Origin of the sequence: Floccifex sp., assembly GCF_051873555.1 — a bacterium.
Classification (GTDB): domain Bacteria; phylum Bacillota_I; class Bacilli_A; order Erysipelotrichales; family Erysipelotrichaceae; genus Floccifex.
Genome location: NZ_JBJEEY010000043.1, coordinates 1 through 14,366, shown reverse-complemented (window position 1 = coordinate 14,366; position 14,366 = coordinate 1). Strand labels below are relative to the sequence as shown.

11 protein-coding genes are annotated in these 14,366 nt (G+C 28.3%); 4 read left to right on the top strand and 7 right to left on the bottom strand.

Features of this window, described 5'->3' with window-relative positions; genetic code table 11:
* Positions 1-483: 483 nt before the first annotated feature.
* Together ACI32A_RS02570 and ACI32A_RS02565 are read right to left on the bottom strand one after the other, a co-directional pair.
* On the bottom strand, positions 484-1,032 hold the full coding sequence (locus ACI32A_RS02570) for a hypothetical protein (protein WP_439753459.1): 549 nt from the start codon (positions 1,030-1,032) through the stop codon (positions 484-486).
* Positions 1,033-1,110: 78 nt separating this feature from the next.
* Positions 1,111-2,430, bottom strand: coding sequence for an ATP-binding protein (locus ACI32A_RS02565; RefSeq protein WP_439753458.1), 1,320 nt, complete (start codon positions 2,428-2,430; stop codon positions 1,111-1,113).
* An 817-nt stretch (positions 2,431-3,247) separates the two neighbouring features.
* Here ACI32A_RS02565 and ACI32A_RS02560 point away from each other — a divergent pair.
* Entirely contained in the window at positions 3,248-4,135 is an 888-nt protein-coding gene (locus tag ACI32A_RS02560; RefSeq protein ID WP_439753457.1) for a helix-turn-helix domain-containing protein, read from the top strand.
* Positions 4,122-4,940: a CPBP family glutamic-type intramembrane protease gene (locus ACI32A_RS02555; RefSeq protein WP_439753456.1), complete on the top strand. Its 819-nt coding sequence runs from the start codon at positions 4,122-4,124 to the stop codon at positions 4,938-4,940. The genes ACI32A_RS02560 and ACI32A_RS02555 overlap by 14 nt, the downstream gene beginning before the upstream one ends.
* A 24-nt stretch (positions 4,941-4,964) precedes the next feature.
* Here ACI32A_RS02555 and ppk1 read toward each other — a convergent pair whose 3' ends face one another.
* The 4 genes from ppk1 to ACI32A_RS02535 form a co-directional block, all read right to left on the bottom strand.
* Entirely contained in the window at positions 4,965-7,103 is a 2,139-nt protein-coding gene (gene ppk1, locus ACI32A_RS02550) for a polyphosphate kinase 1 (protein ID WP_439753455.1), read from the bottom strand.
* Positions 7,052-7,966, bottom strand: a complete 915-nt coding sequence (locus tag ACI32A_RS02545) for a Ppx/GppA phosphatase family protein (RefSeq protein WP_439753454.1) — start codon at positions 7,964-7,966, stop codon at positions 7,052-7,054. The genes ppk1 and ACI32A_RS02545 overlap by 52 nt, the downstream gene beginning before the upstream one ends.
* A gap of 253 nt (positions 7,967-8,219) precedes the next feature.
* On the bottom strand, positions 8,220-9,440 hold the full coding sequence (locus tag ACI32A_RS02540) for an ATP-binding protein (protein ID WP_439753453.1): 1,221 nt from the start codon (positions 9,438-9,440) through the stop codon (positions 8,220-8,222).
* Between the two features lie 111 nt (positions 9,441-9,551).
* Entirely contained in the window at positions 9,552-9,959 is a 408-nt protein-coding gene (locus ACI32A_RS02535; protein WP_439753452.1) for a hypothetical protein, read from the bottom strand.
* A gap of 273 nt (positions 9,960-10,232) precedes the next feature.
* Here ACI32A_RS02535 and ACI32A_RS02530 point away from each other — a divergent pair, with 273 nt between their 5' ends.
* Both ACI32A_RS02530 and ACI32A_RS02525 read left to right on the top strand, forming a co-directional pair.
* Positions 10,233-11,360, top strand: a complete 1,128-nt coding sequence (locus ACI32A_RS02530; RefSeq protein ID WP_439753451.1) for an AAA family ATPase — start codon at positions 10,233-10,235, stop codon at positions 11,358-11,360.
* Entirely contained in the window at positions 11,350-12,123 is a 774-nt protein-coding gene (locus ACI32A_RS02525) for a hypothetical protein (RefSeq protein WP_439753450.1), read from the top strand. Before ACI32A_RS02530 ends, ACI32A_RS02525 begins: the two co-directional genes overlap by 11 nt.
* Positions 12,124-12,606: 483 nt before the next feature.
* Here the strand turns inward: ACI32A_RS02525 and ACI32A_RS02520 are convergent, their stop codons facing one another.
* A complete protein-coding gene (locus ACI32A_RS02520; protein WP_439753449.1) occupies positions 12,607-13,935 on the bottom strand; it encodes an ATP-binding protein in 1,329 nt (442 codons plus the stop codon).
* Positions 13,936-14,366: the final 431 nt, after the last annotated feature.

Here is a 14,366-nt window from a genome sequence, read left to right as displayed (position 1 = left end):
CGACCATTTTTAATTGATTATTTTTTAGTTATACTTTTTCTTCAAAGTTAAGGATAAATGTCAACTACTTCATAGCCTTTTTCAAATATTTTTTTACTTCTTTTTTATTTGGAACGTGATCCTTATACAAAGCTTGTTCCAACACTTCTATATATTTATCATCACGTAAATTAGAAGAAAGAATATGTTCATGAGTAAGTGTATAAATCGGTGTTCCATCTTGTTTAATTCTTCATTCATTGGATAGGAATACGTCGTTTCAATTTGTTCAATCCATTGTGAAATAATTTCATAAGCTTTTTGTTTTTGTATGAGTCCTTCAATGGTTGAATAAATATTCAGTAGATTAATCGATCACATAAGATAGATGCCAATACTTTTTGATTGTTTTAACAAATACCACTTTTTTGTAAAATTTCTAAAACATATTTCATTTGATTCATATATTGATTATATCAAAAAAAATAGAGCTAATTTTTAGCCCTATTCATTTTTCCAATCATTATAGTTTACTTCATAAATCACTTCATCGGTACTGACATTCAAAAAAGTAATATACATATTTTCATATGGCTGGGTAGCTAAAGAAGAATACATTCCTCCATATACAAATAATTGATATGGTAACATCCATTCATCAAAGCTAAATTCTTTGTTCATTGTATAAACGGTATAAGAAGTCATGTCATCACTGGCTTGAATCAAAGTGATATTTGGATAATTTTCTGAACCAGGTAGAGTTTTCATTTCTTCCAACATGCCTTCTTTCAAATCTGCTACAAATTGTTTTTGAACTTCTTTTGTCATCACAATATCAACGGATCCATCTTCATTTAATGTTACGGTTTTGATTCCATATGGTTTAAAAGTATCTTCCAATTCTTCTTGGGTAACATCTTCAAAAAATCCAGCTGGTATTGTGGCTGTCACTTCTGTTTGACTGTCATCCACAATTTCTGTTTTCTCATTGGAACAAGCGCATACAGAAAAGATGGTGCATAAGCACAACAAAAATTTCATTATAGTTTTCATAGTCTCTCCTCTTTGTCTCTATGTTATTTATTACATGGATTTCACAAAAAAATCAATATACTTTTTAAAATTTATATCCTAAATAAAAAGCACCATATAATGCGGTAAACTTATTTTTGAATCCACTACCCCGATGTTTCCAGTAATAAATTTATAAGCTTTAGAAGGATGATATTCTTCGATAAATCGATTCAATGTGACAGTTGCCGTATTTCCTGCTTTTACTTCGACAGGAATAACTTCTCCTTCTTGTTCTAACAAAAACTCTAATTCATGGTTATCATCTGGTTTATAGTAATATATTTTATATCCTTTTTTTATTAAACACTCGGAAATGATATTTTCATAAATGCCTCCCTTTGCATTTCCTTTTATTGTATTTGTAAGAATGGCTCTTTTTGTTTCAAATCCATACATACTAGATAAAAGTCCTGTATCATTTATATATAATTTAAATTGTTCTTCTATGGCATTTGCCATCAAAGGAATAAATGGTTCATGTATATTGTAACAAGGATGAACTAAGTTTGAGTCTTTCAGCCATTGAATACTTCCGCCATATTTTTTACTTGTTTTTCCTTTTTCCACTGTAGAATATTGAAATTTTTTTAATTCTTTAGCCAATTGTTTGGGAATTGCTTCATAACAATTTCGAACTTTTACTTTCTCAGCCCCTTTTGCGTGTTTAGCAATATCAAATTTATAATTCTCTAAAATTCTTTCTTGTAATTCCATTACTCTATTAAAATCATGGTGCAAGACATAATCCGATACAACTTCTGGCATCCCCCCAACAACCATAAATTCTCGAAACAGATTTTCATATTTTTCATTTAATATTGTGGGTACTTTTGTTTTATGGTCAAAATATTCTTTTAACACATCTATTGATTCTTTACTATATCCTTCTGCCCATAAAAACTCTTCAAAATCTAAAGAATACATTGTAATAAAATCTTCATATCCAGTTGGTACAGAAATTGGTTCTTCTACATCTTTATCACCATTTTCTGCATATGTTAAACCCAAAAGACTTCCTGAAGTTATAATGTCGTATTTTCCGTCTTCCGCTAAAAACTTAATGGCCGTTCGTGCGTTTCCACAATTTTGAATTTCATCTAAAAAAATTAAAGTATTTCCAGGAATAAATTTTATATTTTGTATAAAAGCAGACATTCTTTTATAAATTGTATCAGCGGATAAATCGCTATCAAATATATCTTTTAATTCTTTATGTTGGATAAAATTAATTTCTATAAAAGATTCATATTCATTTTTACCAAATTCTCGAACAATAAATGTTTTACCTACTTGTCTGGCTCCTTTAATCATTAAACACTTATTCTTATGATTTTTTTTCCATTTCAACAATAAATCATATACTTTTCTTTCCAACATACAGTGTCTCCATATCTATAAAAGGAATAATATCGTATATTTATTTTATCTATAAATGAATATTTTCGCAATGTTTATATACGAAAAAAGGAATAAAATCGTAATATTTTAAAGATTCATTGTACCGGTCAAGAAAAGTAGATAAAATAAATAAAATTTATAAATTTGTTTTTATAGAAGTAGACAATTATGATTCTTTTTCTTTATTTCCATTTATAGAAGTAGACACTTCTTTCCTTTTCTGAACAAACTTTGGTTTCTCAGATAAAATTCTTTTTGAAAAAGTATCTCTCTTCCATTCATATATCTTTCATAACAATAATTTAGTGTATAATAACCTATTGAATAACACGGTCTTTTATTGTTGTAATAGTTTACGTACGTATCCACAAGTTCTTTTGCCCTATGTTCATTGAAAAAATCATCTAGTTTAAAATCAATGTATAATTCTTCTTTGATCCATCCCACATCTTTATAATATCTTCCAGGCCTTCTATGTACTGGTTTCTATTGTCATGTTTTCTAGTCATTCTGTATGTCATTATCTGCTTGGAAAATACATCAAAATACATCGTAAATTCAAAATACATGTAGTTGTTAACCTTAAGTACAGTCATATCTGACACTATCACCTATCTAGGTCTATCTACAGTTTCCTATGTTATGAATATTAGATTTGGATATTTATCTTTTACTTTACGTGGCTTAGAATGAAAATGCTACGAAAAGTAGCACAAAAAATCGTAAATGACATCTTTGTTTGCTTGTCACAAACAAATTTGTTTTTTATACTTGGCACATCAAAAGGAGATTCAATATGACATTTGCAGAAAACTTAAAAAAACTTCGTAAACAAAATCATTTTTCTCAGGAACAACTGGCTACAAAACTTAATGTATCTAGACAAGCTATCACGAAATGGGAAACAGGTGCTGGTTTTCCAGATATTGAAAATCTAATTTCGATTTCAAGTGCATTTAATATTTCTATTGATGAATTAATTGGAAATCTAAAAGAAGATATTTCAAAAGATTTTCTATATGAAAGTGTAACAGAATATGATATTGATCAAGTAAAGCGATTGGATATGAAATTAGGCGGTGCTAAACAATGTGTTTTATCTGGTTATCAAGGTGAAAAAATTCGAGTTCGTTTAACATCGGATTCATATTCCACTCTACAAAATGATTTTAAAGTAAAAATTGATGATATTCGAAATCGAATTGATGTGGATATGAATCTAAAAAATAGTGCTTGTGAATCCATATCCAAAGAAGAAATATATATATTTATTGAAATCCCTGTTTCTTATATTCAACATATTGAATGTGATATACATGCCAATGAAGTGATTATTCAATCTTTAGATTGTTCAAATTTAGAACTAGATATCAAATCTAGTCATGTTTTATTAAAAGAAGTAACAGGAAATGTTGAAATCAATTGTAACTTGGATATGGAAGTTTTGTGTCCATCTTTTAAAGGTGATTTATCATTTAATCAATTATCATCCACATCTAAACTATATATTCCAGAAAATTTAAAGTTTTCAACTCACACCAAAGGCATTGGAAATCATATTTTATTTGAAAATAATGCACTGCAGCAAAATTTAGAAAATTGTGAAACTGTAATTGAGCTCAATGGTTTAAAAAGTGAATTGATGATTTGTTCTTTGAAAGAGGAAAACTATGAATCCTTATAAATATCATCCCATTCGATTTTATATAACATGTTTTATAGCTACTTGGACATTTTGGATTCTGGCAATTCTTATAAAAGAAAACATTTCTTCTATTTTTATGTTTTTGGGACTCATTTCACCAGCTATAACAGCATTGATTACAGTATTGACTTCAAAAAGTAAAGCATTAAAACAAGATTTAAAACGAAAATTAATCAGTTTTTATCGTATTAAGCCTTTAAATATTTTGATTGCTATTCTTACTTTTACATGTATTGTGATTCTTTCTATTGGTTTATCTTTATTTTTTGGACAATCCATTGATCAATTTTCCTTTACAGATGGTTTTTCTTTTTCCATCAAAGGAACATCGGCTCTGGCAACCATTTTATTAGCTTCGATTATTGAAGAAATTGGATGGAGAGGCTATGGAGAAGATTCCATTGCCAATTATTGTTCATGGTTTCATGAATCTATTCTTTTTGGAATAATCTGGGCTCTTTGGCATTTGCCTTTATTTTTTATTGAAGGAACCTATCATTTTGGATTAAGAGAAATAGGAATTGGTTATGTATTGAATTTTCTAATCAGTGTAATTCCATTGGGCTTTCTAACAACCTGGGTTTATGTCAAAAACAATCGAAGTATGTTAGCTTGTATTATTTTTCATTTGTTTGTGAATACAATGCAGGAAAAAATCGCAATGACACCACAAACCAAATGTATTGAAACAATAGTTGTGATAGTAGTCGCAATAATAGTTGTTGTTTTAAATAAAAATCTTTTCTTTGAAAAAAATCATATTGGTCATATTTTAAAAGAATAAAAAAATTGGGTTAACTCTATAGAGTTAGCCCATATTGCTGTTATGAAATATCATATTCCATAATTGAGAAATTTGTTTGGTAAAGCTTTCTTTTGTTTGTTCGTGTAATACAGGAAGATGAAAAGATTCTTTCATAAAGTAAGCTTGTGAATCAAATGGTTCTATACTTTGTTTACGACTGTACGTCCCATTTGAAAGCATTAAACTAGCTTTAGCTGTGTCTTTTAATTGCGCATCTAAAATCCATTTTAGTTCTTCACGTATTGTTTCATCATATATTGGACAGGCAATTTCTACGCGTCGATTCAAATTTCTTGTCATTAAATCTGCGGAAGAAATATAAAGGGATTCATCTTTTCCTTTTCCAAATAAATAAATACGAGCATGTTCTAAATATCGTCCTACAATACTTGTGATATGAATGTTTTCCGTATATTCTGGAATACCTGGTAAAATACAACAAATGCCACGAATAATGAGTTGAATTTCTACACCCGCTTGGGAAGCTTCACATAATTTTTTTATCATGTCTTTTTCTGTAATAGAATTGGCTTTTATGCAAATATAGCCATCACTGCCTAATTGAATTTGTTCATCAATTTTTTCAATAATCATGTTCTTAATGCCAAAAGGAGAAACATGAAGAGTTTTATAATTTCCTTCCAGATTATTGGTTAACATATTTCTAAAAAATAAAGTGGCTTCTTCTCCGATTGAAGAATTTCCTGTCATTAAACTTAAATCTGTATACATGGCATTGGTTTTTTCGTTGTAGTTTCCTGTTCCAATTTGTGTAATATAACTCATTTTTCCACGATGACGCATGGTAATCAAACAAATTTTACTATGACATTTAAACCCTTCCATGCCATAGATTACCTGACAACCCGATTCTTCCAGCATTTTTGCCCATTCCAGGTTATGTGCTTCATCAAAACGAGCACGTACTTCCATGAGTACCAATACTTCTTTTCCTTTTTCAGCTGCTCGACAAAGTGTTTTTGCGATTTTTGATGAAGATGCCAGTCTATAAATTGTGATTTTAATGGAAATGACATTTGGATTTTCTGCAGCTTCGTTTAATAATTTCAAAAAAGGTTCAACCGAGTCATAGGGATAAAACAACAATTTATCTTTTTTTCGAATTTGTTCCGTCATTCTTTGATTTTGTACAATGTCTTCTGGCCATCTTCCTTTATATGGTTTATATAAAAGTGGTTGTACAATTTCTTTTTCAAGTTGACCAATTAATTGAAAAACATATCCCATATTTAATGGACAATCATCAACATATATTTGATGATTTTCAACTTTAACAAGTTTAATTAAAATATTTCGAAAAGATTCGGATATTTTTTTATCGATTTCCAATCGAATAACAGATAAATGATCCCGTTGTTTTAATAATTTCTTTACTTGATGGCGAAAATCTTCTTCACTGTCTTCAAATTTTTCCTCATCAAAACTTATATCTGCATTTCGAGTTACGCATAGTACACAGCTTTCTTTGACAGTATAAGAATGAAAGAGTGTTGGTAAATAATGTAGTAATATATTTTCAGTTCGTACAAATCGTTTTCCATCGCTTAATAAAATATAAGGTGAAATTGAATCGGGTACGGGTACAATTCCAATAGCTTGTTTTTCTTTTTTATTTTCTAATAAAGCTGAAACATAGAGTCTTTTATTGACTAAATGTGGAACTGGATGATGGGCTCCAATTAAAATAGGAGAAAGAATAGGAAGCATTTCTGCTTTATAAAAACTATGAATTTCTTTATGTTCATTTTCATTTAAACAATCTATAGAAACATCTTCAATACCACTTTTCTTTAATTCTTCCATAACGGCTTTATAGATTTGTTTTTTCAGTGCAATCAATCCAGGAATCGTATGATAAATTTGCTGCAACTGTTCGAGTGCACTCCATCCTGTTTTATTGTCTTTTTCTTCTGGTGAAATATGAGCAATGTCAAAAAGACTTCCTACACGAACCATAAAAAATTCATCTAGATTACTGGCAAAAATGGAAATGAATTTTAATCGTTCCAAGGCTGGTATAGAAGTATCTGCGGCTTCTTCCAATACACGCTGATTAAAACGTAACCAGCTTAATTCTCTGTTTTGGGTATAGCTATATTGTTTGTTTGTTTTTTCTGACATAAATATCCCTCTCGTACACCATATTTACTTACAATCAATTCTTCGGCATTAAAATAATCAAATAAATATTTTAAAATCATGAATCCAGGTATAATCGTGTGAATACGTTCAGGTTCCGTTTTCAAGATTAAATCAATGGCAGTTTTATCACCTTGAAAAAGAAAATCACTCAATTGTTCAATCTGTACGGCACTGATTCGATGACAATCATCAGGTAAATGAAATACTTTTTTAGAAAGTTTTAAAACACCACGTACTGTTCCTCCAACACCAATTAAGCTTGTATATTTTTCTTTTGGTAATACAATTTCATTTTCCAGTATATTTTCAATTCGTTTCATAGACCCACTGCCAGGTACAATATTTTTTACACATCGTCGATATAAACTCAAAGAACCCACTCCAAAGCTCATACTCTTTTGTATATTTCCATTTTCAAAGATCACAACTTCACTGCTGGCCCCTCCAATATCCACAAAAGCTCCATCTGAAATATGAAATACCTGCATAGCACCTGAATATCCAAGCATCGCTTCTTGTTGTCCACTAATCACTTCTACAGAAAATCCTGTATCTTTTTCAATTTTCTGAATGGCTTGCTCTGTATTCGAAATATTTCTAAGAGATGCCGTAGCAAATACATAGACATTTTGTATATCCAAAAATTCAAGTGTTTGCCTAAATTCATTTAACGCATCACAAGCACATTTAATTCCTTCTAAAGACAAAGCACCATTTTCAACATATCCCGCAAGTCCTGCCATAATTTTTTCACGAAAAATTATTTTAAATCCTTGTTCATTTATTCGATATAGCGTTAAACGAACAGAGTTAGAACCAATATCAATAACAGCTTGTTTCATTTTCACTTCCCTTTCAAAAATATATCTATAGGCTAAGTAACTATATCGAAAAAATGTAAAATAACAGATAGGTAAATGTAAAGTGTTTGTAACTCTTAAATAAAAAAGCTGTGATACACCATTAGGCTTTTCACAGCTTTTTTATGATTCTTTACAATATTTCTAATTTTTTAATTTAGACAGAATAAAATCACACGGATTTTTCAGACAATGCATATCATGATTGTTAGATACAAATTTTATATTTAAGTCATCAAATTTTGGAAACAGGATATAACCAGCAATTTTTATTTAAAGGATATAAATCATCAGCCATGCATAATACAATCATTGGTTCAACTTTTAAACCAAATTTATTTAAAGCAGATATATTTTTATCTGGATTACTTGGATTTTTAGCTTTTTTTATTTCAATTGGATATATACTTTGGGCATCCACAATCAATAAATCAATTTCTTTTTGATCTATATCTCTATAATAATATAGATTCATCTCTTTTCCAGCATTATAGTAGCTTTTCACTATTTCTGTTATTACATATGTTTCAAAGAAAGCGCCTGAAACAGCACCATTTTCTAACACTTCTTCATTAGGCCATTTCGCAAGATAACTAGCCAATCCAGTATCCATAAAATAAAATTTAGGTGTTTTTACTAAACGATTTGTGACTTTTATAAAATATGGTCTTAGTATATAAATAATTCCAGAAGTTTCTAAAATGCTTACCCAATTTTTTATAGTAGGTGCACTTACACCTATTTCTTTCGAAATGGAATCATATCTTAATTCATGACTTGTATTAGCTGCCATATAAACTAAGAATTGATAAAATTCATCAATTTTACCAACTTGAGATAAATCTCTTACATCTCTTTCTATATATGTATTTACATAATTTCGATAATAATCTTCTCTATCCATTTCACCTGTTACAATACTTGGCATTCCTCCAGTAAAAATATCATGAAATATTTCATGTACTGTTTTCTGTTTTCCTGTTCTTTTTTTTAAATGATTTAAATTCGCATCAAAAATTGAATTTGAGTTTTCATTTATTTCATTTTGTGATAAAGCCGCCATATCAAAAATTGCTACTCTACCAGCTAATGATTCGCTGATTCCTTTCATCATTTTAAATTTTTGAGAACCAGTAAGCCAAAACATTCCATTCACTTGCTGGCCATTTAATTTCTTTTCATCAATAATTTTTTTAATTTCTAAAAGAATAGAAGGAACACGCTGAAATTCATCAATTAATAAAGGATATCCATATGTTTCAATAAATAAAGCAGGATCATTTAACGCAAGGTTTCTAGCCATAAAGTCATCGAATGTAACATATTTTCTTTCTTTTTCTTTTATATGATGCAACATTGTAGATTTTCCAACTTGTCGTTGTCCACATACCATTACAGCAGGATATTGTTTAGAAGCTTCTATTATTTTTTTCTCTAAATCTCTATGAATATACACAAAATCACATCCTTTTGAGTTTTCTAAAGTACAACTATATTTTACTCGAAAGAAAATGTTAATTCAAATTAAATTCGAGAAATCTAAAGTCATACTTTATTTTTCTCAAATTTATATCTTTTTTTCAGAATTATGAAAAGGCAAAAATAAGCCAAAGTCACGTAAGATTTTGCAAAATACATCAAAATCATCTGGAAATGTGTCATCTCCTTTTGAAATAAAAGTATTTCCATCAAAAGAAAAAATTAATTTCCATTTCGTATGATACTTTGTCATCCAATCCATGTTACTTTCATATTCTCTATTCCAATTCAATACTCCACTTCCTATAATACATTTTACAAATTCTGATTCTTTTTCTGTTATATCAACTGATATACATTTATTATTGCATCTGCAAAGTAAAAGTTTTCGATTGTCTAATGTCTGTTCTAGCTGTATTGCTGCATAAGATAATATTTCATTTACTTTCATATACTTATATTGAAATTGAAATCCTGTTAATTTATATTCTTTCATATTCACCTATATTTTCCTATAATTACTGACACTATCTGTGTCAAAATTTTAAATAACACGTGTTTAGATTCAGAAATCGTATTTTTCTTTTTTTACTGGATTAACTTTCTTTCAGAATAAGCTTGATTGGAATGTATATTAATCGATGAAAAACTTCACGGAATGATAAAAATATATTTAGAAAAATATGTAAAATATATCCGTAATTTCTTTACGGTTATATATTGACCGTAAAAAAATTACGGATATAATTTATATTGAGGAGTGATGAAAATGTTGAAAAGGTTTACAGTTGAAAACTATAAAAATTTTATAAATCCAATCAGTATAGATTTTTCACTATTTCACGATTATAAATTTAATACTGAATGTATAAAAGACAATTTATTAAGCAAAGCGATTATTTACGGTAATAATGGTTCTGGAAAAAGTAATTTTGGTTATGCATTATTTGATATTGTAATGACATTAACCGATAAAAATTTATCGCCTAATCAATTGGATGAATTAAGTTTTCTAAATGCAGACTGCACAAAAAAAACTGCTTCTTTCAAATATGAATTTAAATTTGGTAAAGATGATATTACATTTGAATATGAAAAAGATAAACCAACACATTTAACTAAAGAATCCCTGATCATAAATAACGAATTAGTTTATGATTATAATTTTAATTCAAGATTGTTTCAAAAAAACAATATGAAATTCATTGATGCTGATACATTAAATTTTGAATACTATGAATCTAATTTGTCAATTTTAAGATATATCGCCAATAACACTATACAAAAAAAAGATTCATTCATAAAAAAAATTATGGATTTTACATCTCATATGCTATGGTTTAGAAGTTTACAGGATAATAGTTATATTGGTTACACAACAGGCGTTGAAAATATTTCTAATTGGTTAATTGATCAGAATCTGACAAATGAATTTCAAAAATTCGTTAAAGATATGGCAAAATTAGAATTAAACATTTCTCCAGCATTCGTTAACGGTGGTCCTCAACCAACGAAAATATTAATTGAGCAACATTTACGTAATCCATTGATTTTCGAACAAACAGCTTCATCAGGAACACACGCTTTAGAAATTTTATTCTATTGGAGTAAAAAATTTGAAGATGTTTCATTACTTTTCATTGATGAATTTGATGCTTTCTATCACTTTGATCTTGCAAAAAACATTGTGAAATACGTGATTGGATTTGACAATTTGCAAGCAATTTTCACTACGCACAACTCATATCTTGCTACTAATGACGTTATGAGAGCAGATTGCTATTTCCTTTTGGAAAATGGAAAATTATCTTCTTTTGCTGAAAGAACAAAAAGAGAAATAAGAGAAGGTCATAATTTAGAAAAAATGTTAAGAAATGGGGAATTTAATGAATACTAGAAATGTTTTATTCATTGTGGAAGGCAAAACAGATGAACCAGAATTCATTAAATGCATATACAACAAATGTTTTTCAGATGAGAACTTCAATATATACTCATACAAGACAAATCTTCATGTATTAGCAGCAAAGCTTGAAAATGATTATCCTGAATTTGATGAGGATGAAATTGATATTCAATTATTACTTCGTTCTTATGAAACAAATCAAGGTTCATTAAATGTGTTAAGCAAAAAATATACAGATATATTTCTTATTTTCGATTTTGAACCACAAGACAATAATTTCAACAAGGATACAATAAGAAAAATGTTATTATATTTCAATGATTCAACAAACAATGGAAAATTATTTATTAATTATCCAATGATGCAATCTTATAAGGATATTCAAAATATGCCTGATTATTTATTTTTAGAAAAAAGAGTAGCAAAGGATGAGTTTAAAACTTATAAATATCTTGTTGGAAATAGAAGCAATTACACTAATCTTAACTTATATACAAACGTTATACTTATTAGCCTTGTAACACATCATTTAATAAAAGCTAATTATATATTAAATGGTAAACCTATTATGATGAATTATTATGACTATGATAAACTTAATTATTTAGATTTATTTGATATTCAATGCGATAATCTAAAAAACGGCTTTGTCTACGTAATCAATACTAGTATTTTTTTAATTGTTGATTATAATCCAACAGTATTCTTTAATAGAATCAAGAAGCACAAATCTATTTTTGATATTCCCAAATAATATAACGGAATCTAAAAAGAACAAGTTTATATTAGGCAAAAAACAATCTTTTTTATTTCTGATACTTTTTTAGACAAAACAAAAACCCTTTATGTTGCTCAAAAGGCTTATATAAAGGGTTTTAATACATTTATCTAAATAGAGAGATTGTATTTGTATAAATTGCTTCTATTTTATGATTTTAACCATATACAAAACACTTAAATCAATCCAAAAATAAGAAATCATATTTTTCTTTATCCTCGTTTCAATACTCTACTTCCTATAATACATTTTACAAATTCTGATTCTTTTTCTGTTATATCAACTGATATACATTTATTATTGCATCTGCAAAGTAAAAACATTCGATTATCTAATGTCTGTTCTAGCTGTATTGCTGCATAAGAAAATATTTCATTTACTTTCATATACTTATATTCAAAAAAAAAGATTCCAAATTAATTGAAATCTCTTATATGTGATAATTTTGATTCGTTATTTTTAGTTTGTTTTCGTTAAATATTTCTTTAAAAGAAAAGCGCAGAAGTAAGGAAAAGTATATATGTTATTGGCAAATCCTATATTTCCTAATATGAATTTTATACCAAATTGAATATCAAGATAATGATTACCAGTAATCAAAGTGCGTAAAGATTTTGAAGTACCATTCGTTGCTTTTACTTCTACTGGAATTAGATTTTCTTTGTTTCTAACAAAAAAATCCTCTTCCAAAGTTGAATTATCTTTTTTATAGTAATATAGATTATATCCTGCTTTCACTAAAGCTTCACCCACTATGTTTTCATAAAGCGCACCTTTATATACACCTAAGTTTTTGTTTACTCTTAGATCTTCTTGTGCTTCCTCATCTAGCATAGAGACTAATAAACCAGAATCCGCAAAATAAAGCTTATACTTTGTTTCATCATAGTTTCCTTTTAGTGGTAATTCAGGAAAATGCATACAATAACAAATGTTAATAATACCTGCATCTTTTAACCATTCGATACACCCACGATAATCTCGAAATCTGGCATTGGATGCAACCTTCGTAATTTGAAATTTTTTATTGTCTTTTGCTAATTGGACAGGAATGTGATTGAAAACATTTGTAATTCGCGTTTGATCCATTTCATCAGCGTATTTCCTTATATCTTCTTTGTAATCCGCAACAAGTTGTTTTTGAATATCGATAGAGCCTTCAAAAGTTCCTTTTTCGATATATTTGCGAACAACTGCTGGCATACCTCCCAATATGCAGAAATCTAAAAAAAGTGAGGAATAGATAGACATTTCAATTTCATTAAAGGGCTTTAATTGAATCATATGTTCCAACATTTCATCAGTTGTTGATTCATCATATCCTTTCGCCCATAGAAATTCCTCAAAATCCAAAGAAAACATCTCATAGTCTGTTTTATATCCAACACTGTTACTTTCGATTCTTTGGTAACTAATACCTAAAAGAGAAGCACTACATATTACATCAAAACGTCCATCTATTTTGAAAAACTTTAGTGATGTCGCAATTTCTGGAAAATCTTGTAGTTCGTCAAAAATAATAAGAGTATCATTTTCCACAAATTGTTTTGATGGATCCATTCTAGATATATTTTTGATGATATCTTGAGTTTTATATCCATCTGTAGTAATCATCTTATATTTTGGTTCTTCTACAAAGTTGATGTAAATGACACTTTTATAATTTTGATGACCAAATCGTGTGATAGATTCTGTCTTACCTACTTGTCGTGAGCCTTTAATAATCAATGGTTTCTTATTTTGGTCTGTTTTCCATTTTAACAAAAAATCATCTACTTTACGTTTCAAATATAACACGTTCCATCAGCTCCTTTACATATAAGTATAAACAGAATTAAAGAAACGAGCAATAAAGAAACACAAAAAAATAGCATGTTTAACTCTTAATATACACATTTTAATAGTGTTTTTACCAATACATTTCACAAAATATGTTTTTTAATGTATTTTATAGGCAAGTAGAAGTAAGGCATTTATCTTTTTCAATTATATAATTGTACTTTTGATTGGAAAAATCATCTATATTATTTCAATGAACGCGAGATTGAATGAAAACTTTAATTTAGTGCACATTGTTATTTAGATTTTTCTCTACTTTATTAAGATAGTACAAACCTAAGAAATAAATAATTAGTAAAAAAAATACCACAAAAAATTTTGAATATGTATTTGTTAATTTAAATGTGAGCCACTTTTGGTTGAATTATCAATCGAAAAAT

What these genes read in the sequence shown, in the direction of transcription:
- ACI32A_RS02525 (WP_439753450.1), top strand. Translation starts at nt 11,350, where the DNA reads ATGAATACTAGAAATGTTTTATTCATTGTGGAAGGCAAAACAGATGAA.
- ACI32A_RS02545 (WP_439753454.1), bottom strand. Translation starts at nt 7,966, where the DNA reads ATGAAACAAGCTGTTATTGATATTGGTTCTAACTCTGTTCGTTTAACG.
- ppk1 (WP_439753455.1), bottom strand. Translation starts at nt 7,103, where the DNA reads ATGTCAGAAAAAACAAACAAACAATATAGCTATACCCAAAACAGAGAA.
- ACI32A_RS02565 (WP_439753458.1), bottom strand. Translation starts at nt 2,430, where the DNA reads ATGTTGGAAAGAAAAGTATATGATTTATTGTTGAAATGGAAAAAAAAT.
- ACI32A_RS02560 (WP_439753457.1), top strand. Translation starts at nt 3,248, where the DNA reads ATGACATTTGCAGAAAACTTAAAAAAACTTCGTAAACAAAATCATTTT.
- ACI32A_RS02555 (WP_439753456.1), top strand. Translation starts at nt 4,122, where the DNA reads ATGAATCCTTATAAATATCATCCCATTCGATTTTATATAACATGTTTT.
- ACI32A_RS02535 (WP_439753452.1), bottom strand. Translation starts at nt 9,959, where the DNA reads ATGAAAGAATATAAATTAACAGGATTTCAATTTCAATATAAGTATATG.
- ACI32A_RS02570 (WP_439753459.1), bottom strand. Translation starts at nt 1,032, where the DNA reads ATGAAAACTATAATGAAATTTTTGTTGTGCTTATGCACCATCTTTTCT.
- ACI32A_RS02530 (WP_439753451.1), top strand. Translation starts at nt 10,233, where the DNA reads ATGTTGAAAAGGTTTACAGTTGAAAACTATAAAAATTTTATAAATCCA.